This window comes from Kocuria tytonicola, assembly GCF_003687455.1.
In the GTDB taxonomy this organism is placed as follows: domain Bacteria; phylum Actinomycetota; class Actinomycetes; order Actinomycetales; family Micrococcaceae; genus Kocuria; species Kocuria tytonicola.
The window spans coordinates 19,396-44,483 of the sequence record NZ_PHOA01000008.1 but is presented as its reverse complement, the minus strand read 5'-3'; the positions used below and the strand labels follow the sequence as shown (position 1 = coordinate 44,483).

At 70.3% G+C, this 25,088-nt stretch carries 25 protein-coding genes; 13 read left to right on the top strand and 12 right to left on the bottom strand.

The window, feature by feature from the left end:
* From CWC38_RS02265 to CWC38_RS02255, 3 genes are all read left to right on the top strand, one after another.
* Positions 1-676: inorganic phosphate transporter (locus CWC38_RS02265; RefSeq protein WP_133306228.1), on the top strand; the 676-nt coding region annotated here is incomplete at its 5' end.
* On the top strand, positions 673-945 hold the full coding sequence (locus tag CWC38_RS02260) for a hypothetical protein (protein WP_121845212.1): 273 nt from the start codon (positions 673-675) through the stop codon (positions 943-945). The genes CWC38_RS02265 and CWC38_RS02260, both read left to right, overlap by 4 nt.
* Entirely contained in the window at positions 942-1,505 is a 564-nt protein-coding gene (locus CWC38_RS02255; RefSeq protein WP_121845211.1) for a DUF3349 domain-containing protein, read from the top strand. Before CWC38_RS02260 ends, CWC38_RS02255 begins: the two co-directional genes overlap by 4 nt.
* A 175-nt stretch (positions 1,506-1,680) precedes the next feature.
* On the opposite strand, the gene nagB is transcribed toward CWC38_RS02255, so the two are convergent.
* Genes nagB through CWC38_RS02240 form a run of 3 tightly spaced genes read right to left on the bottom strand, consistent with a single transcriptional unit; the run spans position 1,681 to position 4,939 of the window.
* A complete protein-coding gene (nagB, locus tag CWC38_RS02250) occupies positions 1,681-2,454 on the bottom strand; it encodes a glucosamine-6-phosphate deaminase (protein ID WP_121845210.1) in 774 nt (257 codons plus the stop codon).
* A gap of 9 nt (positions 2,455-2,463) precedes the next feature.
* Positions 2,464-3,693 carry an N-acetylglucosamine-6-phosphate deacetylase gene (locus tag CWC38_RS02245; RefSeq protein WP_121845209.1) on the bottom strand — a complete coding sequence of 410 codons (1,230 nt, stop codon included), beginning with the start codon at positions 3,691-3,693 and terminating at the stop codon, positions 2,464-2,466.
* A complete protein-coding gene (locus CWC38_RS02240; RefSeq protein WP_121845208.1) occupies positions 3,683-4,939 on the bottom strand; it encodes a PTS transporter subunit EIIC in 1,257 nt (418 codons plus the stop codon). Before CWC38_RS02240 ends, CWC38_RS02245 begins: the two co-directional genes overlap by 11 nt.
* A 185-nt stretch (positions 4,940-5,124) precedes the next feature.
* On the opposite strand from CWC38_RS02240, the gene CWC38_RS02235 reads away from it, so the two are divergent.
* From CWC38_RS02235 to CWC38_RS02225, 3 genes are read left to right on the top strand one after another with little or no spacing between them, the layout of a single operon-like run.
* A complete protein-coding gene (locus CWC38_RS02235; RefSeq protein WP_121845207.1) occupies positions 5,125-5,355 on the top strand; it encodes a PTS sugar transporter subunit IIB in 231 nt (76 codons plus the stop codon).
* Positions 5,352-5,825: a PTS sugar transporter subunit IIA gene (locus CWC38_RS02230; RefSeq protein ID WP_165860320.1), complete on the top strand. Its 474-nt coding sequence runs from the start codon at positions 5,352-5,354 to the stop codon at positions 5,823-5,825. Before CWC38_RS02235 ends, CWC38_RS02230 begins: the two co-directional genes overlap by 4 nt.
* A complete protein-coding gene (locus CWC38_RS02225) occupies positions 5,822-6,541 on the top strand; it encodes a GntR family transcriptional regulator (protein WP_121845206.1) in 720 nt (239 codons plus the stop codon). The genes CWC38_RS02230 and CWC38_RS02225 overlap by 4 nt, the downstream gene beginning before the upstream one ends.
* Before the next feature lie 73 nt (positions 6,542-6,614).
* Here the strand turns inward: CWC38_RS02225 and fmdA are convergent, their stop codons facing one another.
* From fmdA to hutU, 5 genes are all read right to left on the bottom strand, one after another.
* Positions 6,615-7,871 carry a formamidase gene (gene fmdA / locus CWC38_RS02220; RefSeq protein ID WP_121845205.1) on the bottom strand — a complete coding sequence of 419 codons (1,257 nt, stop codon included), beginning with the start codon at positions 7,869-7,871 and terminating at the stop codon, positions 6,615-6,617.
* 58 nt (positions 7,872-7,929) lie between these two features.
* The gene (locus CWC38_RS02215; RefSeq protein ID WP_121845204.1) at positions 7,930-8,223 is read right to left on the bottom strand and encodes an FmdB family zinc ribbon protein; all 294 of its coding nucleotides are present in this window, start codon (positions 8,221-8,223) and stop codon (positions 7,930-7,932) included.
* Between the two features lie 212 nt (positions 8,224-8,435).
* A complete protein-coding gene (gene hutH / locus CWC38_RS02210) occupies positions 8,436-9,998 on the bottom strand; it encodes a histidine ammonia-lyase (protein WP_121845203.1) in 1,563 nt (520 codons plus the stop codon).
* A gap of 112 nt (positions 9,999-10,110) precedes the next feature.
* The gene (gene hutI, locus CWC38_RS02205) at positions 10,111-11,274 is read right to left on the bottom strand and encodes an imidazolonepropionase (protein WP_121845214.1); all 1,164 of its coding nucleotides are present in this window, start codon (positions 11,272-11,274) and stop codon (positions 10,111-10,113) included.
* Positions 11,275-11,387: 113 nt separating this feature from the next.
* Complete coding sequence (hutU, locus tag CWC38_RS02200) at positions 11,388-13,106, bottom strand: urocanate hydratase (RefSeq protein ID WP_121845202.1); 1,719 nt, start codon at positions 13,104-13,106, stop codon at positions 11,388-11,390.
* 180 nt (positions 13,107-13,286) lie between these two features.
* On the opposite strand from hutU, the gene CWC38_RS02195 reads away from it, so the two are divergent.
* Complete coding sequence (locus tag CWC38_RS02195) at positions 13,287-13,514, top strand: hypothetical protein (RefSeq protein ID WP_121845201.1); 228 nt, start codon at positions 13,287-13,289, stop codon at positions 13,512-13,514.
* Positions 13,515-14,431: 917 nt separating this feature from the next.
* On the opposite strand, the gene CWC38_RS02185 is transcribed toward CWC38_RS02195, so the two are convergent.
* Both CWC38_RS02185 and CWC38_RS02175 read right to left on the bottom strand, forming a co-directional pair.
* A complete protein-coding gene (locus CWC38_RS02185) occupies positions 14,432-14,734 on the bottom strand; it encodes a hypothetical protein (protein WP_124106133.1) in 303 nt (100 codons plus the stop codon).
* A gap of 356 nt (positions 14,735-15,090) precedes the next feature.
* Positions 15,091-15,942, bottom strand: coding sequence for an IclR family transcriptional regulator (locus tag CWC38_RS02175; protein ID WP_240625000.1), 852 nt, complete (start codon positions 15,940-15,942; stop codon positions 15,091-15,093).
* Between the two features lie 268 nt (positions 15,943-16,210).
* Here CWC38_RS02175 and hutG point away from each other — a divergent pair, with 268 nt between their 5' ends.
* Positions 16,211-17,395 (top strand): formimidoylglutamase, encoded by a 1,185-nt coding sequence (gene hutG, locus CWC38_RS02170; RefSeq protein WP_121845197.1) that lies wholly within the window; start codon positions 16,211-16,213, stop codon positions 17,393-17,395.
* A complete protein-coding gene (locus CWC38_RS02165; RefSeq protein ID WP_121845196.1) occupies positions 17,388-18,842 on the top strand; it encodes an amino acid permease in 1,455 nt (484 codons plus the stop codon). Before hutG ends, CWC38_RS02165 begins: the two co-directional genes overlap by 8 nt.
* A gap of 170 nt (positions 18,843-19,012) precedes the next feature.
* Here the strand turns inward: CWC38_RS02165 and CWC38_RS02160 are convergent, their stop codons facing one another.
* The gene (locus CWC38_RS02160; protein ID WP_121845195.1) at positions 19,013-19,435 is read right to left on the bottom strand and encodes a MarR family winged helix-turn-helix transcriptional regulator; all 423 of its coding nucleotides are present in this window, start codon (positions 19,433-19,435) and stop codon (positions 19,013-19,015) included.
* A gap of 237 nt (positions 19,436-19,672) precedes the next feature.
* Here CWC38_RS02160 and CWC38_RS02155 point away from each other — a divergent pair, with 237 nt between their 5' ends.
* The 4 genes from CWC38_RS02155 to CWC38_RS02140 all read left to right on the top strand — a co-directional run bounded on the left by CWC38_RS02155 (position 19,673) and on the right by CWC38_RS02140 (position 24,095).
* Entirely contained in the window at positions 19,673-21,001 is a 1,329-nt protein-coding gene (locus CWC38_RS02155) for an SLC5/6 family protein (RefSeq protein WP_121845194.1), read from the top strand.
* A 191-nt stretch (positions 21,002-21,192) separates the two neighbouring features.
* On the top strand, positions 21,193-22,518 hold the full coding sequence (locus CWC38_RS02150) for a cryptochrome/photolyase family protein (protein WP_121845193.1): 1,326 nt from the start codon (positions 21,193-21,195) through the stop codon (positions 22,516-22,518).
* Positions 22,519-22,572: 54 nt separating this feature from the next.
* On the top strand, positions 22,573-23,067 hold the full coding sequence (locus tag CWC38_RS02145; RefSeq protein ID WP_121845192.1) for an SDR family oxidoreductase: 495 nt from the start codon (positions 22,573-22,575) through the stop codon (positions 23,065-23,067).
* A gap of 329 nt (positions 23,068-23,396) precedes the next feature.
* Positions 23,397-24,095 (top strand): hypothetical protein, encoded by a 699-nt coding sequence (locus tag CWC38_RS02140; protein ID WP_121845191.1) that lies wholly within the window; start codon positions 23,397-23,399, stop codon positions 24,093-24,095.
* Between the two features lie 257 nt (positions 24,096-24,352).
* On the opposite strand, the gene CWC38_RS02135 is transcribed toward CWC38_RS02140, so the two are convergent.
* Entirely contained in the window at positions 24,353-25,036 is a 684-nt protein-coding gene (locus CWC38_RS02135) for a GNAT family N-acetyltransferase (protein WP_121845190.1), read from the bottom strand.
* Between the last annotated feature and the right edge of the window lie 52 nt (positions 25,037-25,088).

Sequence of the window (25,088 nt, the reverse complement as noted above, 5' to 3'; positions counted from 1 at the left end):
GTTCCGCTGGGGGCAGGTGGGAACGGCGTCGCTCGTCTCCCTGGCCCACGGCACGGGTGACGCTCAGAAGACCATGGGCGTGATCGCCCTGGCCCTGATCGCCCACGGCAGCCTCAGCATCCAGGGAATCGAGGAGAGCGGTCTGCCGGTGTGGATCATCGTCAGCTGCGCGGTGGCCATCGCGCTGGGCACCTACCTGGGCGGCTGGCGGGTGATCCGCACGCTCGGCAAGGGTCTCGTGGAGATCGAACCCCCGCAGGGCATGGCGGCGGAGGCGTCCTCGGCGGCCATCATCCTCACCTCCAGCCACTTCGGCATGGCGCTGTCCACCACCCACGTGGCCACCGGCTCCATCCTGGGTTCGGGCGTGGGCAAGCCCGGCGCGCACGTGCGGTGGGGCGTGGCCGGGCGCATGGTCGTGGGCTGGCTGCTCACTCTCCCGGCCGCCGCCGTGGTGGGAGCGGTGTGCTTCGTGCTCGCCCACGCCGTGGGGGGTCTGCCCGGCGCCGTGGTGATCTTCCTGCTCCTGGTGGTGGCCTCCGCCGGGATCTACGCGCGGTCCCGGCACCAGAAGGTGGACCGCCACAATGTGAACGCGGACTGGGACGAGGAGACCCACTCCGTGGTTCCCGCCGACCCCGACCGTGCCGACATCCAGGAGGTGGCCCGCTCATGATCGCCGAGATGGCCCGATCCGCCCTCGCCGTGCTGCTGGCAGGGCTCTGCTTCGGCGCCGGGCTGCCTGCCCTGTTCACCGTGGGCATCGCCCTCTGGAGCCGTGCCACCCCGCAGCCCGGACCGGACGGGACGGCCCGCCGCGGTGGCGCCGCCCTCGTGGGTGCCGTGCTGTGCTTTGCCATCGTGCTCGCCGCCGTGGTGATCGGAGTCCTGTGGATCACCCGCAAGAGCTTGGACCACTACCTAGGGATCTCGGTGTTCGGATGATGACCTTCGACGCGGCACTCGACCACATTCGCGCCGCCTACCCGCACGGCGTCCCGCGCGATCAGCACGCCCCGCTCGCGGAGCTGCTGGCCCGCACGGTGGGCCCCCACCGCACCGAGCGGCTGCTCGAGACGCTGGGGCTGCCTGCGGGGGACCTCCTGGGACCGGCGGCGGCATCCGAGACCCAGCTGGGCGACGTCGCCGCCGAGCTCGCGCGCGCCGGCTGGCCGCTCGTGGGGGCGAGCCAGGACGAGGTGCCCCGGCAGCCGGGGTACGTGGCCCGGGTGATGAACTGGCTGCGCGCCGACTACCCCAACGGGGTGCCCGCCCAGGACTACCTGCCCGTGCTCGCGGTGCTGCGCCCGCAGCTCGCGGAGGAGGACATGGCCGCGATCGCGGAGCAGCTTGCTCAGGACGCCCGCGCCCACGGTGTGGCCCCGTCCGAGGCCGACGCCCGAGAGGCGATCCACCGCGCCACGGAGGACGAGCCCAAGCCCGAGGAGCTGGAGCGCGTCCGCGCGATGCTCGCGGCGCACGGGTGGCCGTTCGAGGGGGAGTAGGGGTTCGTGCCCCGCGGGTGGACGGGCCGTTCCGAACGGTCGGGGTGGGTTCTGCCCTGCGGGCGGGGCCCCGCAACGGTGGCCCGACGCGTCAGGGGAAGGTCGGTCACCGATAACGCATATTTCGTTGGTGGAAGCTCGCCTCAGACGCGGTGCTTGCGCGGCCTCGGTCGTCTCAGCTCTGCTCGCGCAGCAGCCGCGCGGCATCCCGGTAGTCCTCCAGGTACTCCAGCTCGGCAGCCGCCTCCCGGTCCAGAAGCACGGTGGTGTGTGGATGGAACTGCAGCACGGACGCGGGGCAGCGCGCACTGACCGGCCCCTCCACCATGTCCCGCACGGCGCGGGCCTTGCCGCTGCCCACGGCAAGGAGCACGATCTCGCGGGCTGCGGAGATGGTGCCCAGCCCCTGGGTGAGGCACAGGCGGGGAACCTCCTCCCCGTGGTTGAAGAAGCGGGAGTTGTCCGCGCGGGTCTGGCGTGTCAGCGCCCGCACGGTGGTGCGGGAGGACAGCGAGGATCCGGGCTCGTTGAACCCGATGTGCCCGTTGGTCCCGAGGCCCAGGATCTGCAGGTCGACGCCGCCCGCTGCTGTGATCGACTCCTCGTAGCGCTGGGCCTCGGCCGCAGGGTCCGGGGCGTCTCCGCGGGGAGTGCGCAGCCGCTCCACCGGCAGGTCCACGTGGCTCACGAAGTCCCGCAGGATGGTCGCTCGGTAGGACTGCGTGTGCTCGGACGCGAGTCCCACGTACTCGTCCAGGGTGAACGCGGTGGCACCCGCGAAGCTGAGACCCTCCTCCCGGTGCCTGCGGATCAGCTCCCGGTAGGCGGGCTGGGGTGTGCCGCCGGTTGCGAGACCGAGTACCGCGGGTCCCCGCCGCACCCGGCGCGTGACCAGGTCTGCGGCGGCCACGGCGACCTCAGCGGCGGAGTCGCACAGGATCACGTGCATGCTCGCTCCTCACTCGGTGACGGGTGCGCCGTTCTTGACCACGGTTCCGACCGTCAGGTCCTGTCCGGCGACCACCAGGTCCGCGCGGGCCCCGGCACCCAGGTGGCCGACGTCGTCGAGACCCAGGGCGCGGGCCGGGGTCCACGACGCCGCGGTCACGGCGCACGGCAGGGGGATGCCCCAGTCGACGCAGTTCCGCACGCCCTCGATCAGCCGGCTGGTTCCCCCTGCGATGGCACCGTCCGTGGAACCAGGCTGGTCCGGATCCAGGCGGGCGACGCCGCCGCTCACGCCCACCTTCAGCGTACCGAGCGTGTAGTGCCCGTCCGCCATGCCCGCAGCCGCCATGGCATCGGTGATCAGCGCGACGGCCTCGGAGCCCACCAGGGAGAAGACCATGCGCACGATCTCCGGGTCCAGGTGCACGCCGTCCGCGATCAGCTCCAGAACCATGGACTCCGGGTCCTCGCGAGCGTTCTCCAGGAGCACGGGCACGGGCCCCGGCGTGCGGTGGTCCAGGGCGGGCATCCGGTTGAAGAGATGAGTTGCGGTCCAGGTGCCGCCCGTGAGGTCCGCGGCGAGGGCGTCGTGGGTCTGGGCGGCCGTTGCGGCGGTGTGCCCGATGGAGGGCACGACACCGTACGCTCGGCACAGTGCCACGAGCTCGGAGAAGCGCGGGGTCTCCGGCGCCAGGGTCATGGACCGCACGGTTCCCTGGCCCTCCCGCAGCCACTGCTCCAGCAGTTGCGGATCCCCGGGGATGATCGCGTGCGGATCCTGGGCACCGCACATGGACTCCGTGATGAACGGCCCTTCCAGGTGCAGCCCCGTGAGGTCCCCGCGCTGCACGAGGGGGCGCAGCGCCCGGATCTGCTCCAGCAGCACGTCCGACGGCGCGGAGACCAGCGACGCCAGCACCGACGTGGTGCCGTGGGCCGCGTGGTGGCGGGCCGCGCGGAGGCTCCCGGGGACGTCCGCCGAGAACGTGGCACCCGCACCGCCGTGGCAGTGCACGTCCACCAGGCCGGGCAGCACCAGGGGAACCCGCCGGGCGGCGTCGCGCAGGGCGGCGGGGGCGTCGTCGGCGGGACCGCACCATGCGATGTGCTCGCCCTCGACCACCACCAGACCGTCCCGCACCGTGGGCTCACCGGGCAGACCCGTGCAGAGCTCGCCCCGCAGTGCCCAGGGTGCGCTCGCGGGAACGTCGCGGGGGGTGAGCACGGGATCAGGCGACATGCGTGTCCTCCGTGGCCGCGGCGTCGTCCTCACGACCCGGGGTCTTGAGGTTCCAGCGGCGGATCACGAAGCGGAAGAGCACGTAGTAGACCACCGCGTAGCCCAGCCCGATGGGGATCAGCAGCAGGGGTTTGGTGGCGATCCCGAGGTTCAGCACGTAGTCGATCGCTCCTGCGGAGAATCCGAAGCCGTCGTGGATGCCCAGGGCGTTGGTGAGCATCATGGACGAGCCCATGAGCACGGCGTGGATGATGTAGAGCGGCCAGGCCACGAACATGAAGGAGAACTCGAGCGGCTCGGTGATGCCGGTGAGGAACGCGGTGAGCCCGGTGGAGAGCATGATGCCGCCCACCACCTTCTTCTGCTCGGGGCGGGCTTCCTGCCAGATGGCCAGCGCTGCGGCAGGCAGGGCGAACATCATGATGGGGAAGAACCCGGTCATGAACACACCGGCGGAGGGGTCCCCGGCGAAGAACCGGTTGAGGTCGCCGTGCGCACCGTTGTAGTCGCCGAGGATGAACCACACGATGGAGTTCAGGATGTGGTGCAGACCCAGGGGGATCAGCATCCGGTTGAGGAATCCATAGAGACCGCTGCCCACCACGGCGTTCTCGGAGACCGCGTGGCCCACCGAGGTCAGGCCACGGTCAAAGAGGGGATAGATGAACGCCAGCACCACGCCGATCAGGATGGCCGCCACCGCGGTGAGGATGGGTACCAGGCGCCGCCCGGAGAAGAAGCCCAGCCAGTCGGGAAGCTTGGTGCGGTGGAAGCGCTGCCAGATCAGCGCCGTGGTGATACCCATGATGATGCCCGCCAGCACGCCGTAGTCGATCTTCGGGGCCTTGCCCGCCACCTCTGCCGTGCCGAGCACCAGGGGGGTCATGGCCTCGAAGACGTTGGTCATCACCAGGTAGCCCACCACCGCGGCGAGGGCGGTGGAGCCGTCGCCCTTGCGGGCGAAGCCGAAGGAGATGCCGACGGCGAAGATCAGGGGGAGGTTGTCGAACAGGGCCCCACCGGCGGCGCTGATCACGTGCGCCGCGGTGGCGAACCACCCGATGCTCCCCAGCAGGTCGTCCTGCCCCAGGCGCAGGAGGAGTGCCGCCGCGGGCAGCGCCGCAATGGGCAGCATGAGGCTCCGCCCGAAGCGCTGCAGGTTCTGGAGGGACTTGCCGCTGCGCTTGGGTTTGGCTGCGCCGGTGGCCGGCGCGCTGCCGGCGGCGGGGGTGTTCTCCGCGGTCATGGGGGCCTCGTTTTCTCCCGGGAGCACGCTTGTCCCCGGTGCCGGGAATCAGTAGTGTCGTGAACACTGGTTATAACCAGTGATGACCATCACTTTGATGTGCGGGCGAGCGCTTGTCAACCGTGGGATGGACCGCTCCGTGCGGTCCCGCGGGTCCGTGCGTCCGGAGACACCGAGGAGACACGATGTCCAAGGCCGAACAGATCCTTGCCGCACTGGGTGGCGCGCAGAACGTGGAGGAGATCGAGGGGTGCATCACGCGCCTGCGCACCGAGGTGTCCGACCCCTCCCTGGTGGACCAGGCAACCCTGAAGGCCCTCGGCGCGCACGGTGTCATGGCGGCGGGCACGGTGGTCCAGGTGGTCGTGGGTCCGGAGGCCGAGAGCTTGGCCGAGGACATTCAGGACCTGCTGTGAACACCCCGGGCGCGCTGGTCGTCCGGGCGCCGCTGTCCGGGAAGCTGGTGCCGCTCTCCGAGGTGCCTGATCCCGTCTTCGCCCAGGGGATGGTGGGACACGGGGTCGCCCTGGAGCCTCCGACCTCTGAGCACTCCGTGACCGTGGTGGCCCCCGTGTCCGGGCGGATGCTCAAGGTCATGCCCCACGCGTTCGTGGTCCAGGCTCCCTCCGGAGCGGGAGTGCTGGTGCACCTGGGGATCGACACCGTGAAGCTCGAGGGCAACGGTTTCACCGTGCGCGTGGCCAAGGGTGATCAGGTGCACGCCGGGGATCCTCTGATGGACGTGGACCTGACCGTCGTCCGGGAGGCGGGTCTGAGCGCGTGCTGCCCCGTGGTGGTGCTGGATGCCGCGGAGGATGCCATCACCGCGCGGTCACAGGACGAGGACGTCATGGCGGGTCAGGACCTCTTCGCCGTGTCCCTGTGACGCCCCACGGCCCGGAGCTGAAGCACGAGCGCATCCGGCACCACCTCCGGGCCCTGGCCACCCGCGAGCTGCGCCCCGGGGACAAGCTGCCCGGGGAGCGCGTGCTCGAGGAGCAGCTGGGCGTCTCGCGCATCACCGTCCGCCGGGCCATCTCGGACCTGGTCGGAGAGGGCGTGCTGGTTCGGGTCAAGGGAAAGGGCACTTTCGTGTCCCACGGACGGGTGCGCTCCGATCTGCACCTCGCCTCCTTCAACGAGGACATGCTCTCGGCCGGGCACCGACCCACCACACGCATCATCACCGCCGGGCCCGAACACCCGGGCGGGGCGGCGGCTGCCCACCTGCAGGTTCCAGAGCCGGCGGAGGTCCACCTGCTGCGGCGGCTGCGCCTCGCCGACGGCCAGCCCGTGAGCGTGGACGAGTCGTGGCTCCCGGGGCACCTGCTGCCCGGTCTTTCCGCCGCGGACCTCTCGGGTTCCCTGTACGGGTTCCTGGCCGCCCAGGGCCACCCGGTGACCCACGTGGAGCAGACGGTGGAGGCGGCGTCAGCATCCGCAGAGATGGCGCAGTGGCTCGACATCGACGACGGGTCCCCCGTGCTGCTGTTCCGTCGGCGCTCCTTCTCGGACTCGACGCCCATCGAGTACTGCGTCTCCACCTACCGGGCAGACCGCTACCAGCTCTCGATGCGTCTGACCGTCTCCTCCCAAAGCTGACGGGGAAGGCGAGGGGCCCGACGTCGCCCACGAGCGTCGTCGGGCCCCTCTCACCGTGGAGGGTGGGCCGGGGTCAGGCCGGGTTCATCGAGCGCGGGGCACCCATGCCCGGGTCCACCTGCGCGGGTCCGCCCGCGGAGGGGCGGATGTCCACATCGAAGATCTCCGTGGGCAGGTACACCGTGGCGCACGAGTTGGGGATGTCCACCACGCCGGAGAAGCGGCCCTCGATGGGTGCCGCACCGAGCAGCAGGTATGCCTGCTCCTTGGACCACCCGAACTTGGCGAGGTAGTCGATGGCGTGCAGGATCGCGCGCTGGTAGGCCAGCTGCGAGTCGAGGTAGCGCTGCTCACCCTCCAGGGTCACGGAGGTCCCGGAGAACGCGAGCCACTCGGAGTACACGGGACCGTTGCGGCCCGGCATGAAGATGGCGTTCTCCGTGACCCCGTAGGCCTCCATGCCGCCCTTGATGACGTCCACGTGGATGTCGATGAAACCGCTCATCTCGATGCCGCCGCAGAACGTGATCTCGCCGTCCCCCTGGGAGAAGTGCAGATCACCCACGGACAGGTGCCCGCCGGAGACGTACACGGGGTAGAACACCCGGGAGCCCTTGGTGAAGTTCTTGATGTCCTGGTTGCCGCCGTTCTCCCGCGGGGGAGCGGTGCGGGCGGCCTCCCCGGCCACGCGGTCGAACTCCGCGCCGGTGAGGGAGCCCAGGATCGCGGAGTCCGGCTCCGGCGGCAGGGCCAGCGGGGGCACGCGCTGCGGATCGGTGGCGATCAGGTCCTCCTCACGCTTGTTCCACTTCCTCAGCAGCTCCGCGGACGGTGCGGTGCCCATCAGGCCCGGGTGCACCATGCCCGTGAACTTCACACCGGGGATGTGGCGGGAGGGGCACTCGCCGCCCCGGAAGTCCCACACGGCCTTGTACGCGTCCGGGAACTGGTCCACCAGGAAGCTGCCGCCGTTCTTCTGCGCGAAGATCCCGGTGTACCCCCAGCCCTGACCGGCCAGCGGCCCCTCCTCCTGCGGGATCGGTCCCACGTCCAGGATGTCCACGATCAGCAGGTCCCCGGGCTCCGCGCCCTCGATCCGGAACGGCCCGGACAGCGCGTGCACCTTGTTGAGGGGAGCGTCCCGGATGTCGTCCGCGGAGTCGTCGTTGACGATCGCGCCGTCGAACCACTCGCGGCAGTCGATCCGGTAGCTCTCCCCGCGCTTGAGCGTGGCCACGGCGGGGATGTCCGGGTGCCAGCGGTTGTGTCCGGTGAGCTTCTGCTCGGTGAAGGGCTTGGTGGAGTCCAGCGGGAAAATCACTTCTGGCATGGTCCGTGACCTTTCTGGAGAGCCCCGCGGGTGGTTCCCGCGCGGCAGTGCGGGGATGCTACGGCCGCGGCAGCTTCGCGTGCCGGGGGGCGCGGGAGACCCGGGGTACTGCTCCCGGGGCGCCTGCCTGCCGGGGCACGGAGCGGACGACCTCGGGCGCGTCAGCCGTGCGGGCGGCGTCGTCGATGGCGCGTGCTCGCGGGGAGTTCGCGCGGGACAGGCCCACGGCGGAGAACACCCGCCGGGCGGCCGCGCCGCACGCGGGGCAGGCCTGGGCGCGCGGGACCTGCGCCATGGCGTGGTGCGCGTCGAAAGGCCCGCAGGCCTCGCACCGGAACTCGTAGACGGGCATGTGCCGCTCCCTTCGCGTGTGAGCCACGATACAGCCGGGGGTTCGCGGGGAACAGGGGTCTTGTGCACCGCGGCCCGCCACTCTGAGGTGCAGAACCACCACGCAAACGTGGCGCGAAACGGGCGTTTCCACACCTGGGAATCAGGCGACGGCGCCGCACGGTGCGCCGGGCGCGCGAGCCGTCGCGGTGGCGTCGTCCCCGGCTCCGCGCGTCAGTTCAGCGGGCCCACCGCGGACTCGACCGTGCGCACCAGGCGCCCCGAGGCCACGTACTCCTCGGCGGCCTCGATCTCCGGCGCCATGAAGCGGTCCTCGCCGGGTGCACCCACGCGGCCGTCGAGGTCCGCAATGACCGCCGACGCCGCCGCGCCGGGTTCCAGGGGCGCGCGCAGGGCGATCGCGCGGGTGGAGGTGAGCAGCTCGATGGCGAGCACCCGGCGCAGGTTCAGCACGGCCTGGCGCAGCTTGCGGGCCGCGTGCCAGCCCATGGACACGTGGTCCTCCTGCATGGCGGAGCTGGGGATGGAGTCCACGGAGGCCGGTGCCGCGAGGCGCTTCATGTCCGAGACGAGACCCGCCTGGGTGTACTGCGCGATCATCAGCCCGGAGTCCGTGCCGGGGTCCTCCGCGAGGAACGGGGGCAGGCCGTGGGAGCGGGCCGGGTCCAGCATGCGGTCGGTGCGGCGCTCGGACATGGACGCCAGGTCCGCAATGGGGATGGCCAGGAAGTCCAGCACGTACGCCACGGGGGCGCCGTGGAAGTTGCCGTTGGAGCTCACGGTGCCGTCGTCCAGGACCACGGGGTTGTCCACGGCCGCGGCGAGCTCCTGCTGCGCGACGGTCAGGGCGTACGCCGCGGTGTCCCGGCTGCCGCCCGCCACCTGGGGGGCGCAGCGCAGGGAGTAGGCGTCCTGCACGCGGTCGTCACCCACGCGGTGGGAGGCCACGATGCCGGAGCCCTCCAGCACCTTGAGCATGTTCGCGGCGGCATTCTTCTGGCCCGGGTGGGGGCGCAGCGGCTCGTGCAGCTCGGGGACGAACACGCGGTCCGTGCCCAGCAGGCCCTCCACGGAGAACGCGGCGGTGATGTCCGCGGCGGTGAGCAGGTTCTGCAGGTCCGCCAGCGCCATGATGAGCTGGCCCAGCATGCCGTCCGTGCCGTTGATGAGGGCCAGGCCCTCCTTCTCGGCCAGGGTCACGGGCTCGATGCCGGCCTCGGCGAGCAGCTCGGGGACGGGGCGCTCGACGCCGTCGGGCCCGGTGGCGCGGCCCTCGCCCATGAGCACCAGGGCGCAGTGCGCGAGCGGCGCCAGGTCACCCGAGCAGCCCAGGGAGCCGAACTCGTGCACCACCGGGGTGATGCCCGCGTTGAGCACGGCCAGCATGGTCTCCAGGGTCTCCACGCGGATGCCCGTGTGCCCCGAGGCCAGGGTCTTGGCGCGCAGGAACATCAGCGCCCGCACCACTTCCCGCTCCACGATGGGCCCGGTGCCCGCGGCGTGGGAGCGCACCAGGGACTTCTGCAGCCGCGTGCGCTTCTCCAGGGGGATGTGCTTGTTGGCCAGCGCGCCGAAGCCGGTGGAGATGCCGTACGCGGGCACGTCCGACGCCGCCAGCTCGTCGATGTGGCGGCGCACCGTCGCCACGTGCTCGCGGGCTTCGTCGGTGAGCTCCACCCGGGCGTCGTGGCGGGCGACGGCGACGACGTCCGCCACGGTTGCGCCGGACGAGCCCAGCTGCACGGTGGTGGGCAGGTCGGTGTCGAACGTGGTCATGGGGAGGGGTCCTTCCGGTCGGTGGTCCGAGCCGTCTCAGCGGCTCGGGAAGAAGTAGAGGGGTGGCCTGCGGGCGGCCCGGGATCGGATGACCCCGGGCCACTCAGCGCGGTCAGACCTCCCGGCGGCCCGCCCGCCACACGCCCCACGTGAGGGGCATGCCGGGGCGGTAGGCCAGGTGCACCGCGGCGGGTGCGTCCAGGACGTGCAGGTCTGCGCGGGTGCCCACGGCCAGGTGGCCCACGGCGGGGCGGTCCGGGGCGGAGACGTCCCGGCGCAGCGCCTTCGCGCCACCGAGCGTGGCCGCCCGGATCGCCTCGTCCACCGTGAGCTTCATCTGCAGCACCGCGGTGGCCACGCAGAAGTTCATGGACGTGGTGTAGCTGGTCCCCGGGTTGCAGTTGGACGCGATGGCCACCGTGGCCCCGGCGTCCAGCAGCTTCCGGGCGGGGGCCAGCGGCGCCCTGGTGGAGAGGTCGCACGCGGGCAGGACCGTGGCCACGGTGGCCGAGCCGGCCAGCGCCGCCACGTCCTCGTCCGAGAGGAAGTTGCAGTGGTCCACGGACGCCGCACCCAGCTCCACGGCCAGGGCCACGCCCTCACCGGGGCCGATCTGGTTGCCGTGCACGCGCAGCCCGAGCCCCGCGTCCCGGCACGCCTCCAGCACGCGGCGGGACTGCTCCGGGGTGAACGCACCGCGCTCGCAGAACACGTCCGCCCACTGCACGTGCGGGCGCACGGCCTGGAGCATGGGTCCGCACACGGTCTCCACGTAGTCGTCCGGGTCCGCGCCCTCGGGCACCAGGTGGGCGCCCAGGAACGTGACCTCGTCCGCGGCGTCGGCGGCGATCCGCGCGGCGCGCAGCTCCTGCTCCACGTCCAGGCCGTAGCCCGTCTTGGTCTCGAGGTACGTGGTGCCACCGGCCACGGCGTCCCGCACCCGCCCGGCCACGAGGCCGCGCAGGGTCTCGTCGCCGGCCTCGCGGGTCGCGTTCGTGGTCACGCCGATGCCACCCGCCGCGTATGCCTCACCGGCCATACGTGCGGCGAATTCGGCGCCGCGGTCCCCGGCGAACACCAGGTGCGTGTGCGAGTCCACCCAGCCGGGCAGGACCGCGCGGCCCTCCACGTCCGTCGCGCGGTCTGCGGCGGGCGCCTCGGACGCGCGGCCCACCCACGCGATCAGCCCGTTCTCGACGACGACGGCCGCGTCCGTGAGCACGGAGTCCGCACCGCGGGCGGGGTCCACGGTGTGCAGCTCGCCAATGCCGGTGATGAGCTCGGAGCCGCCAGCGGACGACGCCGCCGGGGGCGCCTGCGCGCCCGGGTGACCGTCGGCGCGGTGGCCGCGTGCGGCGTCGTCGTCCCGGCCTGCGGGGGCGTGGCCGGTCACTGGTCCGCCTGGCGGGTGGCCGCGAGGTCGTTGTGCATGGGGATGTTGACCCCGCGCTCGTCCGCGACCTCCACGGCGCGCTCGTAGCCGGCGTCCGCGTGGCGGATCACGCCCATGCCGGGGTCGTTGGTGAGCAGGCGCTCGAGCTTCTGAGCGGCGAGCTCGGTGCCGTCCGCCACGGAGACCTGCCCCGCGTGGATGGAACGGCCGATGCCCACGCCGCCGCCGTGGTGGATGGAGACCCAGGTGGCGCCCGAGGACGCGGCGGTGAGCGCGTTGAGCAGCGGCCAGTCCGCGATGGCGTCCGAGCCGTCCTTCATGGACTCGGTCTCGCGGTAGGGGGAGGCCACCGAACCGGAGTCCAGGTGGTCACGGCCGATCACGATGGGCGCGGAGACCTTGCCCTCGGCCACGAGCTGGTTGAAGAGCATCCCGGCCTTGTGGCGCTCGCCGTAGCCCAGCCAGCAGATGCGCGCGGGCAGGCCCTCGAACTCCACGTGCTCCTGGGCGGCGTCGATCCACTCGTGCAGGTGCTTGTTGTCCGGGAAGAGCTCCTTGATGGCGGCGTCCGTGACCTCGATGTCCTTGGGGTCGCCGGAGAGCGCGACCCAGCGGAACGGGCCGAGACCCTCGCAGAACAGCGGGCGGATGTACGCCGGGACGAAGCCGGGGAACTCGAACGCGCGGGTGTAGCCGGCGTGGCGGGCCTCGTCGCGGATGGAGTTGCCGTAGTCGAAGACCTCGGCGCCCTCGTCCTGGAACTCCACCATGGCCTGCACCTGGGCGGCCATGGCCTCCTGGGCCTTCTTGGTGAAGCCCACGGGATCGGCCTTGGCCTCCGCGTCCCACTGCTCCACGGTGAACTCGGTGGGCAGGTAGGAGAGGGGGTCGTGCGCGGAGGTCTGGTCCGTGACGACGTTCACCGTGATCTCACCCGCGCGGTGGCGGCGCAGCAGCTCCGGGAACACGTCCGCGGCGTTGCCCACGTAGCCGACCGACAGCGCGCGACGCTCGGCCTTCGCGGCGCTGACCTTGGCGAGCGCGGTGTCCAGGTCCGTCTCGACCTCGTCCAGGTAGCGCTTGGACTGACGACGCCGCAGCCGCGACTCGTCCACGTCCACCACCAGGCACGCGCCGCCGTTGAGCGTCACGGCCAGCGGCTGGGCGCCGCCCATGCCGCCGCAGCCGCCAGTGATGGTCAGGGTGCCGGCGAGCGTGGGCTCCTGCAGGCGGCCCTCCTTGTAGAGCTTGCGGGCGACGGCGTAGAACGTCTCGTAGGTGCCCTGCAGGATGCCCTGCGTGGCGATGTAGATCCAGGAACCGGCCGTCATCTGGCCGTACATCATCAGGCCCTCGTCCTCGAGCTTGCGGAACTCGGGCCACGTGGCCCAGTCCCCCACCAGGTTCGAGTTGGCGATCAGCACGCGCGGCGCCCACTTGTGCGTGCGGAACACACCCACCGGCTTGCCGGACTGGACCAGCAGGGTCTCGTCGTCCTCGAGCTCCTTGAGGGTCTTCACGATCGCGTCGAAAGCCTCCCAGCTGCGCGCCGCACGGCCCGTGCCGCCGTAGACCACCAGGTCGTCAGGGCGCTCCGCGACCTCCGGATCCAGGTTGTTCATCAGCATGCGCATGGGAGCCTCGGTCTGCCAGCTCTTGGCGCTGATCTCGGTTCCGCGGGGAGCGCGGACGGGGCGGGCGTTGGGCAGTGCCATGAGTGGTCCTCCTGGTGCGGTTCAGTCCGGGCGTGCGAGGCCGGGGACGGTGAATGAGTCCATGGGACCACGGGAGGTGACGGGGGTCACGGGTTTTGGAGGGGGTTGTGTCTGGGATGCCAGACAGAGGCAGAGGTCAAAACCTTGTGTCTCTGCGGCAAGACAAGATAACTTGTAAGAGTGGACGAGCCGATCATCGCGCCCTCAGCGTTGAAGCACGGCCTCGTGGAGGCCGACATTCTTCACGCCTACCGCAACCCCATCCGTGCGTGGGACCTCGGCGAGGGGTTCACCATGCTGATCGGTGCGAATCAGGCGGCCATCGTTCTGGAAGTCGGATACGTGCAGGGACACACCGCTGACGTCATCGTCCATGCGATGCCTGCCCGTCGGAAATACCTGAGGTGATGACCATGCCCCGTACCGTCGAGGAAATTCTTGCTCACGCCGATGAGCTGGCTGCGCGCTTCGAGCAGTACGACCCGCGGCCCGAGGACGAGCTGGACGTAGATGCCATCACGGCTCTTCGTACGGCCGTTGCTGAACAGTCCGCTGCGGAGCGTCACGTCATCGATGCCGTGCGCGGGGCCCGACATGCGGGTATGTCATGGGCTGCGATTGGAGCCTTCGTTGGAACGACCGGTGAGGCTGCTCGGCAGCGGTACACGCGACTCGTAGCGTGATGGTGGGGCTTCGCTTCAACAACGTCATGCCCCCTTGCAGCTAGCCTGGCAGGGCTGGGGCCATGAGGATCAAGTCCTCCTCTGCGACCGGCACCCCAGTCCCAGCGAGAATTGATAGGTCAACCGTCCAATCTATCCGTCGACGCTGTTTCCAGAGCTGAAGTGCTGCCTGTGCTTCCGCTTCAAGGCTCTCTATAGTGCTCATGTCTCCGGGGGTTTGCATCCTGACAGCCTCGGTATGAGTCAAGATCATTGTGGGGTCTCCCCCAAATATCAGCGCATGACCGAAGTGGGTAAACTCGTCGCAGCGCCGACAAGAGCAGATGAAGCGAATTAGCCGTTGCACGCCAGTCGCGTCGTCATACGAGAATCGCTCATGGGTGAGGTGATAAATGTTCTGCCCGGGAATCTCTGGCATCCCGCAGAATTCGCAGGTGAAATCGGCGCGAGCTTTTAGGCCGCGGCTGAGGCGGGCCCACTGGTACTTTGAGAGGACTTGTCGACAATTGATACCGAAGGTTTGGAGGGGTATTAGGTCCACGTAGAGCCCGCCGCCGTACGTGCGGTCCTCCCCGGGTAGGGGATCAGGAACAGGCCATGGTTTCACGGGGGTCATGATGTGGATCCTTTCCAGAAAAATGTTCAGCTGTCGACCGAATCCTGCCCCATGTGGTACGACCCGTCCGGGTAGACCGTCCACACTCCCGTGGTGCCGGAACCGCCCTGGCCCGCCATGGACTTGGACTGTCCTGTGACCGTGAATGACCCGTCGGGGTTCTTGTCGCTGATGTAGTAGATGTCGGGATTGAATCCGTCGACCTTGCCGATCAGCTCCAGGGCTTGTTCTTCCGTCGCAATGTGCATTCCCGGGATCGGCTTTCCTGACGGCTGACCGGTGGTGACGCCCGGAATCTCGGTGGGGGTCGCCGGATGCATGGACTTCACGGTCCCGGTGGGTTGGGGACTCGGCTGCATCTGCGGCTGCTGGGTGAGCGGTGCCGTCGGGGTCTGGGGAGCGGCGGTTGGTTGCGTCGTGGCCGGAGTTCTCGACGTCGGAACCGCCGTCGGGGAGGTCGGCGCCGTGGGGGACGGCGTCACGGACGGAATCGCGGAGGGCATGCGTGACGGGGAATGAGAGGCAGCAGCCGTGCTCGGCGCGGTTGCGTCCCGGTGGTCGGCGCTGCATCCTGCACCGAACAGCATGACTACGGCCGCCGCGACGGCGAACGATACCGGCCTGCGGAGGCCCGCAGGTTGATGCCTCTTCATCGAGTGCTTCATGTCCCCAGTCTTACCACCGTTCAGGACCGAAATTGCCGTGCAGGTGAAGTGATCTGCGATATCGGCTTCTTTCTGGCCCGGGAACGCTCAGCCCCAACCCCCGGCACCGCCCCGTGCAACCTCCGCGTCAGCGCCTCCGCCGTCCGCCGCAGCTGCTCCACCAGCTCCGCCCGTCGTGTCTCGTCCGTCCTGTGCCCGAGGAACGTCAGCGCCACGCCAGCCACGGGCAGCCCTCGGTGGTCGTGCGCCGCTACTGCGACGGAGGCGAAGTTCGGCGTCACGTCCCCCTCCTCGACTGCCCAGCCGCGCTCACGGGTCCGCAAGAGCTCGGCGCGCAGCTGCCCCGGCGTCGTGATCGCCGTGCTCTCCCACCGGGACGCGAACGACGCCCGGTCCGGGTACAGCGCCCGCACCTGCGCCGCGGGCAGACCGGCGAGCATCGAGCGGCCGCTCGCCGTGAGGTGCGCCGGGATGCGCACCCCCACGTTCGTCACCAGCGACGGCTTGTACGGCGCCCGCTCCTCCACCACGTAGACCACGTCCCGCCCGTGCATCACCGCCAGGTGCGCGTTCTCGCCCACCGCATCCACCAGCGCGCGCAGCAGCGGCTCACCCAGCCGCGCCATCGGGTCCTGCCGCGTGTACGCGGACGACAGCTCGAACGCCGCGATCCCCAGCCCGTACAGCCGCTCCTCGGGCAGGTGCACCACGAACCCCTGCTCCGTCATCACCGTCAGCAGGTGGTACACGCTGGACCGCGGCAGCTGCAGCGCCGTCGCAATCGACGACGCCGCCACCGGCCCCTTCCGCGACGCCAGGAACCGCAGGATCCGCAGCGTGCTCTGGGCGGCGGGCACTTTGGTTCCCGGCATGGGGTCTCCTTCGACGAGCAGTGGCGGGTGACGACGACGCAGCGTGGCCACCAGTGGTGCCCCACCCCGGGAACCCGGCGAGCGGCGTCGTCGGACACGCGGTGTGTCGTACGATCTGCGTGTCTGGAATACCAGACGATATCTGGTGTGCGCCCTCGTCTCCGCGCCCCGTGGTGGGATTGGCTGGGGGCAGCGTAATTCAGATCACACTCGCGGGTGCCCGGCACCGTGCCACGCTGGGGGCAGGCACCGCAGGAAAGGGCGTTCCATGAATCCCACCCGGATCACTCCACCGGACGACTCCGTCTGGAGCGGACGAACGGACGGCGACACCCCCGAGCACCTGCGCTGGCATCAGAAGGCGCGCCCAGAATCAGGCAGCCAGGGCAGCGCCACTGAGGGCCCCGCCGTCGAGCTCATCGGCTTCTCCTGCGACGAGGGAGTGCGCCGCAACAAGGGCCGCGTGGGTGCCTCCGAGGGCCCGGACGCCCTGCGCGCCGCGCTCGCCCCGCTGGCAATGCATGCCGATTTCGGCATTCACGACGCCGGGACCGTGGTGGTCCCGGACCGGGACCTGGAGGGCGGTCAGGACACCCTGGGGGACCAGGTTGCACGACTCCTGGACACCGGGAACCCCGTGGTCGTCCTGGGCGGCGGCCACGACACCGCGTGGGGCAGCTACCTGGGCCGCACCCGCAGCGAACGCCTGAGGGGCCAGCGTGTGGGCGTGCTGAACCTGGACGCCCACTTCGACCTGCGCCAGGCGGACGAGCCGTCCTCTGGCACCCCGTTCCTGCAGATGGCCCGTGCGGACCAGGAGTCCGGGCGCACGTTCGACTACACGGTGCTGGGGATCAGCGAACCCAACAACACCGGCGTCCTCTTCCGCACCGCGGAGGAGCTGGGCGTCGAGCACCTCACCGATGAGCAGTGCGCCCCGCGCCTCCTGGACCACGTGCTGGCCACCGTGGAGCGGATGCTGGAACGGGTGGACGCCGTGCACCTGAGCATCGACCTGGACGTCCTGCCCGCCGCCGTGGCGCCCGGCGTGAGCGCCCCCGCCGGATACGGTGTTCCCCTGGAGACCATCCAGGCCGTGTGCCACCGCGTGGCCCGCAGCGGCAAACTGGTCCTGGTGGACGTGGTGGAGCTGCTGCCCCGCATGGACGTGGACGGCCGCACCGCCCGCGCCGCCGCCCGCCTCATCACCACCCTGGCGCACGACGCGCTGAGCACGACGACGCCCCACTCGGCACCCGGGGGAACGTCCCCGCACGCGGAGGGCGCCGCCGCGGCGTCGTCCCAGCGCACCGGGGGCGCCGCCGCGGCGTCGTACCCCGGAGCGGCGACCGCGGCACCCGACGCGGTGCCGTCTGCCGCCTCGACCGACGACGAGGCACCCGAACCAGCCACCGGCCCCGCCGGGAACACCACAGGAGAGCGCCATGAGTAGTCCCGCATCCCCGCCGCCCGCACCGCAGCAGGGCGGCGCGGGTCACCCCACGCTGTCCCGTGGTCTGAGCATGCGCCACATCCAGTTCATCGCGCTGGGCTCCGCGATCGGCACGGGCCTGTTCTACGGCTCCGCCACCGCCATCCAGGCGGCCGGGCCCTCCGTGATCCTGGCGTACCTGATTGCCGGAGCGGTGGTCTACATGGTCATGCGGGCCCTGGGAGAGATGGCCGTGCGCCACCCCGTGCCCGGCTCGTTCGGCCAGTACGCCGCGCGCTACCTGGGCCCCTTCGCGGGCTTCGTCACGGGCTGGACGTTCGTGTTCGAGATGATCGTGGTGGCCATCGCGGACGTCACCGCGTTCGGCGTGTACATGGGCTTCTGGTTCCCGGACACCCCCCGCTGGATCTGGGTGGCCGCGGTGATCCTCTTCATTGCCGCGATCAACACCCGCAAGGTGAAGATCTTCGGGGAGATGGAGTTCTGGCTGACCATCATCAAGGTGGGGGCCATCATCGCCATGATCGTGGGCGGCATCGTCCTCATGGTCATCGGCACCTCGTTCGCACCGGGCCAGCCCGTGGGGCTGCAGAACCTCGTGGACCACGGCGGGTTCATGCCCCACGGCGTGGGCGGTCTGCTGGCCGCGCTGTCCGTGGTGGTCTTCGCGTTCGGCGGCATCGAGACCATCGGCATCACCGCGGGTGAGGCCGGGGATCCCGCCCGTTCCATCCCCAAGGCCGTCAATGCCGTGCCCGCGCGCATCCTGCTGTTCTACGTGGGCACCATGGTGGTCATCATGTCCCTGGTCCCGTGGACCGAGATCACGGGCGAGGCCAGCCCCTTCGTGCAGATCTTCTCCGCCCTGGGCATTCCCGCGGCGGCATCCATTCTGAACGTGGTGGTCATCGTGGCCGCCATCTCCGCCATCAACGCGGACACCTTCGGCGCCGGGCGCATGCTCTTCGGCCTCGCGGAGCAGGGGCAGGCGCCCCACGCGTTCACCAAGGTCTCGAAGAACGGCGTCCCCTGGCTCACCGTGGTGGTCATGGGCGTGGCCCTGGGCATCGGCGTGGTCCTCAACGCGCTGATCCCCGAGGACGTGTTCCTGGTGATCGCCTCCATCGCCACGTTCGCCACCGTGTGGGTGTGGCTCATGATCCTGCTCTCGCACATCGCCATGCGCCGCGAGATCGAGCGCAAGAACCGCCCCGAGTCCGCGTTCAAGGTGCCGTTCTGGCCCGTGGCCTCGTGGGCCGCGACCGCCGGCATCCTGTTCGTGATCGTGCTGCTCGGCTGGTTCCCGGACACCCGCGTGGCGCTGGTCGTGGGCGTCGTGTGGCTCGCCCTGCTGGGCGTGGGCTACGCGCTGTTCGTCAAGGGCGGTGGCCGCCACCGTCCCGACCTGGACGACCACACCGCGCTGATCACCCTGCCCCGCACCTGATCAGCCACCGCCGGAGCCCCGGTGCGCACACCCCGCGCGCCGGGGCTTTCCCGCGCCCGGACGACGCCGCCGCCCGCGGCCTCCCCGGCGCCCCCCGTTCGCGGGGCAGGCAGTTCCGGCGCGGGTGCGCGGGCTCGGAGGGTGGTGGCGGCAGCCGCCCGCGCGGCGCGTCAGAGCACGCGGTACAGCTTCTGCGCCAGATCGTGCAGGACCACCCGTTCCTGGACGCTCATGTCCAGGCTGTCCAGCAGGTCCTCCTGCATCCCGGCCGCGTCCTCCTCGAGGGCGCGGCCGGCGTCCGTGAGGGACACGACCACGGAGCGCTCGTCCTGCTCGGAGCGGCGGCGGGTCACGAAACCGGCGTTCTCCATGCGGCGCAGCAGGGGGGAGAGGGTGCCGCTGTCCAGCATCAGGGCCTCACCCAGCTGGTTCACGGTGCGGTGGTCCTGCTCCCACAGCACCAGCAGCACCAGGTACTGGGGGTAGGTGACCCCCATTTTCGTCAGGGGTTCCCGGTACGCGCTGGTGACCTTGCGGGAGGCCGAATACAGCGCGAAGCACAGCTGCGTGTCCAGGCGGAGATCGGGATTCATGCACACATGCTACGGGGCGCCCTGTGCGCGGGGGACACGCGACGACACATCGTGTGGCGCGCCATGTGGTTGCGCACCACTCTTTGCCGGGGCGCGGCGGCGTCGTCGAAGACGGTGTGACCCGGGACAACGTAAACTTGTTGAACAATCCGGGTGAGTCGCGTATAACTATGATCCGGCTCACAGGGTGTCCGCATCCTCTTGCTCTTCCCTTTCCCCGACAGCACGGAGACCCCGGTGGCGGAACACGACCACGACCCCACGACCGCCCATGCCGGAGGGGCCTCCGCGGCTACGGCCACGACTGCGGCGACCCCCGCGCAGACCCCTGCCGCGGGTCACGCGAACCGCCGGTTCGAGACCAACTGGGCCATCTCCCTGTTCGGCACCGCCGTGGGTGCGGGTGTGCTCTTCCTGCCCATCAACGCGGGTCTCGGCGGGCTGTGGCCGCTGCTGGTCGTCACCATCCTGATCGGGCCCATGACGTACCTGTCCCACCGGGCGCTCTCCCGCTTCGTCTGCGCCTCCCCGGTGCCCGGCGAGGACATCACCGGCGTGGCCCGCAAGGCCTTCGGCGAGGGCCTGGGCCGCGTGATCACCGTGGTGTACTTCCTGGCCATCTACCCGATCGTGCTGATCTACGGCGTGGGCATCACCAACACCGTGGACAGCCTCCTGGTCAACCAGTTCCACCTGGCGTCCCCGCCGCGCTGGCTGCTCTCCGGGCTGCTCGTGGCCGCCATGATGGCCGTGATGCTCGCGGGCCAGCGGATCATGCTGATCATCACGCAGTGGCTGGTCTACCCGCTGATCCTGATCCTGCTGGGCGTGACGCTCTACCTGATCCCCAGCTGGGACCTCAGCGTCTTCCAGGGCGCGCCCGCCCCCGGTGACTTCCTGATGTCCGTGTGGATGATCATCCCGGTGCTGGTGTTCGCGTTCAACCACTCGCCCGCCATCTCCCAGTTCTCCGTGGCCATGAAGCACGAGTACGGGGAACGCGCGAGCGAACGCGCCTCCGTGGTGCTCAAGCGCAGCACCGTGCTGCTGGTCATCTTCACCATGGGCTTCGTGTGGTCCTGCGTCCTGGCGCTGGGCCCCACCGGGCTGCAGGGCGCCAAGGCCCAGAACCTGCCCGTGCTGTCCTATCTGGCCAACGAGCACGGCAGCCCGTTCATCGCCTACCTGGGCCCCGCCGTGGCGCTCGCCGCGATCGCCTCCTCCTTCTTCGGGCACTACATGGGTGCCGCCGAGGGTGCCGTGGGCGTCGTCCGCTCCACCGTGGACCCCCGGGGCACGAAGATCAGCGACAAGGCCCTCAAGACCGCCGTGGCCGTGTTCATCTTCGTCACCGCGTGGCTCGTGGCCATTGCGAACCCCAGCATCCTCTCGCTCATCGAGTCCCTCGCCGGGCCGGTGATCGCGGTGATCCTCTACCTGATGCCCATGTACGCCATCCGCAAGCTGCCCGCACTGGAGCCCTACCGCGGCAAGATTTCCAACGTGTTCGTCACGGTGGCCGGTCTGGTGGCCGTGAGCGGCATCATCTACGGCCTGGTCTCCTGACGCCGCACGACGACGCCGCACGGCCGGGTCCGCGCCCGGCCACCGGTGGCGCGGTGCACACCGCTGCGGGCCTTCCGCCCCGGGCCCGGTGCGGCCCCGCTGTGTAGATTGGCCGTGACCGAGGCCGCGACCCCCGCTGCTGAGCAGCGGGGGTCGTTGCACACCCACGACAGAACGGGTGAGGAGTCCAGATGACCACCGTGGTGCTGTTCCGCGACGACCTCCGGGTGGGGGACCACCCCGCCCTGCACGAGGCCGTCTCCCACGGCGAGCCCGTGGTGTGCCTCTACGTCCTGGACGAGGAGTCGGAGGGCGTCCGCCCGCTCGGTGGGGCCGCCAGGTGGTGGCTGCACCACTCCCTGACCTCCCTGGCCGAGGACCTCGCGGGGCTGGGGGTGCCCCTCACCCTGCGGCGCGGCCCGGCAGGGGAGGTGGTGCCCGGCGTCGTGCGGGAGACCGGCGCGGACCGGCTGCTGTGGAACCGGCGCTACGGCGGCCCCGAGCGCGCGGTGGACGCCGGGCTCAAGGAGTGGGCCGGGGTGAACGGGGTGGACGCCCACTCGTATGCCGGATCGCTCATGTTCGAGCCGTGGACCGTCTCCACCCAGAACGGGGACCCGTACCGGGTGTTCACGCCGTTCTGGCGCGCGTGCACGAGCGGCCCGCCGCCCCGGGAACCGTACCCGGCGCCGTCGGCCGTGGTGCCCGCCGATCCAGCGCCGGCGTCCGACGCCCTGGCGGACTGGGGGCTGCTGCCCACCCGTCCGGACTGGTCCGGGGGGCTCGCGCGCACGTGGACCGTGGGGGAGCGGGCCGCGCACGAGCGGCTGGACGAGTTCCTGGACGAGCGGCTGCCCCGCTACGCCGAGGACCGGGACGTGCCCGCGAAGCCCGCCACCTCCGGGCTTTCACCCCACCTGCGCTGGGGCGAGATCAGTCCGCACACCGTGTGGCACACCGCCCTGCACCGTGCCGAGAACCCCGGGAAGTTCCTCACCGAGCTGGGGTGGCGCGAGTTCTCCTGGTACAACCTCTACGTCCACCCGGGGATGGCCACCCGGAACATCAATCCGAAGTTCGACGCCTTCCCCTGGCCACCGCTGGACGAGGACGCGCTCGCAGCGTGGCAGCAGGGGCGCACCGGGATCCCGCTCGTGGACGCCGGGATGCACGAGCTGTGGGAGACCGGGACCATGCAGAACCGGGTGCGCATGGTGGTGGCGTCCCTGCTGTCCAAGAACCTGCTGATCGACTGGCGCCTGGGTGAGCAGTGGTTCTGGGACACCCTGGTGGACGCGGACCCCGCGAGCAACCCCCACAACTGGCAGTGGGTGGCCGGGTGCGGCACGGACGCCGCGCCCTACTTCCGGATCTTCAACGCCGAGACGCAGCAGAAGAAGTTCGACCCGGACTTCGGCTACGTGGACCGCTGGAACGGACGGCAGGAGGGTGTGGAGCCCATCGTGGACCTCAAGGAGTCCCGGGCGCACGCGCTGGAGCTGTTCACGTCCCTATAGGGGGGACCGCACCGAGCGGCATCGAACATCACCCCGGCGGCACATGAGCAGGGCGTGGGGCGGATCGTGTACCTGTCCATCGCCGGTGCGGCGGACCCGCGCCTCAACGGCGGGGACGGCTACTACAAGGGCAAGGCCGTGCAGGAGAGCATTTACCAGCAGGCCCCCGTCCCGTCCGTCACGGTGCGCTCCACCCAGTGGTTCGACTTCATCCCCGCCACCATGGGCATGGTCAACAAGGGCCCGGTGGCGCTGGCACCCACCATGCTCATGGCACCCGCCCTGCGCGAGGAAGTCGCGGACGTCGTGGCCGACGCCGCCACCGCACCTCGGCAGGCCCGGCACGAGATCCGCGCGGTCCGCGGTCCCGAGGCGGACACCATCGCGAACTTCGCCCGCCGCATCCTCATGGTCGGCGGGGACCTGGGCGGGCAACGCCCGGCGGTGGTCAGGGAGGCGCCCTACCTGGGGCGCGGCATCGCGAACGGCGGGCTGATCCCGCAGGACGCGTTCATCACCGCCACGCGCTTCGAGGACTGGCTGCGCTGACACACGGGCACCGGGCGGGTCCGCGTGCCTGCCGGGGGAATTTCCTCCCCCCGGGGGTGGACGTTCCTGCCGCCTTCACCGGCGACCCTCAAGAGTCCCGCACAGTTTTCCCGGCTTGGTACGATACCATACGGTGGGCATAATTTTCTGCTCTAGGCAGGCGTGTGGTCCAGCCGACAGGACAGGATCACTCTGCACACTTGACGTACCCGCCCGCAAGGCGGATCAACCACCACGAACGGAATCTCACCTTGACGAAGAATAACCCCACGGGGGATCACTCTGGATCGCAGGCAGTGACTGTGAATCACGATCACGACGTTGCGCCCGTGAAGAACTCGAAGCCCTCCTGGAAGGACGATCTCCTGGGCGACCGCCGCAGCGGTGATGTCAAGAACATCTCCTGGGGAGCGGTCATCGCGGGCGTGGTCACTTTCCTCGCGCTACTGATCCTGCTGTCCTTCATCACTGCCGCACTTGGTCTGGGCAACCTCAACCTCACTTCGGCCAACCCGGGTGAAGGCGTGGGCATCGCCACCGGCATCTGGTCCGTGATCTCCCTCGCCCTGTCCCTCGCGGCTGGCGGGTTCGTCGCCGGGCTGCTCGCAGGCCGGGCGGGTCTGATCCACGGTTTCCTCACCTGGGCCACGTCCCTTTTGACGGCTCTCGTGCTTGCTTCCCTCCTGGCCGGCGGCATTTTGGGTGCTGCAGGAGGCGCGCTGGGTTCCCTCACCTCCACGGCGGCTAATGCTGCCGGACAGAACGCTGACATGGTTGCTTCGGCTGCCCCCAGCATTGACCCCTCGGAGGCCAGCCAGGCGGCTCAGGACGCCCAGCAGAAGGCCAGCCAGGCCGCCAAGGATGCCGCACCGAAGGCCGAACAGGCCGCAGACACCGCTGCTTCGGGTGCCATCTGGAGCTTCGTGGGCCTGCTGATCGGGGCCATCATCGCGTCCCTGGCGGGTCTCTTCGGTTCCCGCTCGGTGGCTCGCACCGGTGACACGGACGTTCAGCGCCGCAACCGCTGATCCTCCCCGGTAGGTGGGGGCCCGGCAGCAGAGGACAGGTTCTGTCCTTGGCTTGGACACCCGCCGCATCGTCTGAACCGACGAAACACCACCGCGTGAAGTTGTTGCACACTGTGGGCCCGGCGCACGCCGGGCCCACAGTCATGTCTGCCCCTCCCGGGACCGCAGCCCGGGCCCGATCAGCCGGGCAGACCCAGGATCTTCAGGGTTCCCTGCGCGCCGTCTCGCGAGTGACACGCGGTTGGGGCGTGTCACCTTCACCGGCGTTGGACATCGAGGAAGCGGCGCAGCGCCCCGGTGCCCTCGCAGATCCCCGGCGCTTCGGGGCGGATGTACGTCTCCGGGGTGACGACGACGCGCTGCTCCACCATGCCCACCGGCCCCTCGTGCGTGTGCTGCACGTGGCGCGCCCGGCCGTTGGCCACGTACCCGGTCTTGCGGCTCACCGCGGCCGAGGCGTGGTTGCCCACCACGTACTCGGAGTGGCACGCCAGGGCGTCCAGCTCGTCGAACGCGAAACCCACCGCGAGCTGACGCATGAGCGTCCCGAGCCCCCGGCTCTGGTGCGCCCGCCCGAGCCACGATCCCGAGGACACCGAGCGGGTGAGTGGGAAGTCCTCGGCCATGAGGTCCTGCATGCCCACGAGCTCACCGCAGTGCCGGACCGCCAGGGCGAGGTTCCAGCGGTCCGGCGCGAACGTTGCCCGCTGCGTCCACCACCAGGACAGTGAGGTGGTCGGGAAGCCGTCGGGCGTCCCCGGAGCGAACGGTTCTTCGTGCCAGGCGCGCAGGAACGGCATGGGGAGTCCCGCCACGGAGATGCCGCCCTGGACGAGCTCCACGAGCTCCGGGAAGTCCTCGTCCCGTAGCACGCGCAGCTCCATGTCCCCGCACGTGATGCGGAGCCCGAACGGGGGGAAGATCTCTTCGAGGGTGAGCATGCCCCATCCTCTCAGTCGGCAACCGTGGCTCGGTTCATCCTGCGGCCGGGGA

Bases quoted from the DNA above. Each gene is read 5' to 3' on its own strand.
- CWC38_RS02260 (WP_121845212.1), top strand. From the start codon at position 673: ATGATCGCCGAGATGGCCCGATCCGCCCTCGCCGTGCTGCTGGCAGGG.
- CWC38_RS02255 (WP_121845211.1), top strand. From the start codon at position 942: ATGATGACCTTCGACGCGGCACTCGACCACATTCGCGCCGCCTACCCG.
- nagB (WP_121845210.1), bottom strand. From the start codon at position 2,454: ATGCACGTGATCCTGTGCGACTCCGCCGCTGAGGTCGCCGTGGCCGCC.
- CWC38_RS02245 (WP_121845209.1), bottom strand. From the start codon at position 3,693: ATGTCGCCTGATCCCGTGCTCACCCCCCGCGACGTTCCCGCGAGCGCA.
- CWC38_RS02240 (WP_121845208.1), bottom strand. From the start codon at position 4,939: ATGACCGCGGAGAACACCCCCGCCGCCGGCAGCGCGCCGGCCACCGGC.
- CWC38_RS02235 (WP_121845207.1), top strand. From the start codon at position 5,125: ATGTCCAAGGCCGAACAGATCCTTGCCGCACTGGGTGGCGCGCAGAAC.
- fmdA (WP_121845205.1), bottom strand. From the start codon at position 7,871: ATGCCAGAAGTGATTTTCCCGCTGGACTCCACCAAGCCCTTCACCGAG.
- CWC38_RS02215 (WP_121845204.1), bottom strand. From the start codon at position 8,223: ATGCCCGTCTACGAGTTCCGGTGCGAGGCCTGCGGGCCTTTCGACGCG.
- hutH (WP_121845203.1), bottom strand. From the start codon at position 9,998: ATGACCACGTTCGACACCGACCTGCCCACCACCGTGCAGCTGGGCTCG.
- hutU (WP_121845202.1), bottom strand. From the start codon at position 13,106: ATGGCACTGCCCAACGCCCGCCCCGTCCGCGCTCCCCGCGGAACCGAG.
- CWC38_RS02175 (WP_240625000.1), bottom strand. From the start codon at position 15,942: ATGCCGGGAACCAAAGTGCCCGCCGCCCAGAGCACGCTGCGGATCCTG.
- hutG (WP_121845197.1), top strand. From the start codon at position 16,211: ATGAATCCCACCCGGATCACTCCACCGGACGACTCCGTCTGGAGCGGA.
- CWC38_RS02165 (WP_121845196.1), top strand. From the start codon at position 17,388: ATGAGTAGTCCCGCATCCCCGCCGCCCGCACCGCAGCAGGGCGGCGCG.
- CWC38_RS02160 (WP_121845195.1), bottom strand. From the start codon at position 19,435: ATGAATCCCGATCTCCGCCTGGACACGCAGCTGTGCTTCGCGCTGTAT.
- CWC38_RS02150 (WP_121845193.1), top strand. From the start codon at position 21,193: ATGACCACCGTGGTGCTGTTCCGCGACGACCTCCGGGTGGGGGACCAC.
- CWC38_RS02135 (WP_121845190.1), bottom strand. From the start codon at position 25,036: ATGCTCACCCTCGAAGAGATCTTCCCCCCGTTCGGGCTCCGCATCACG.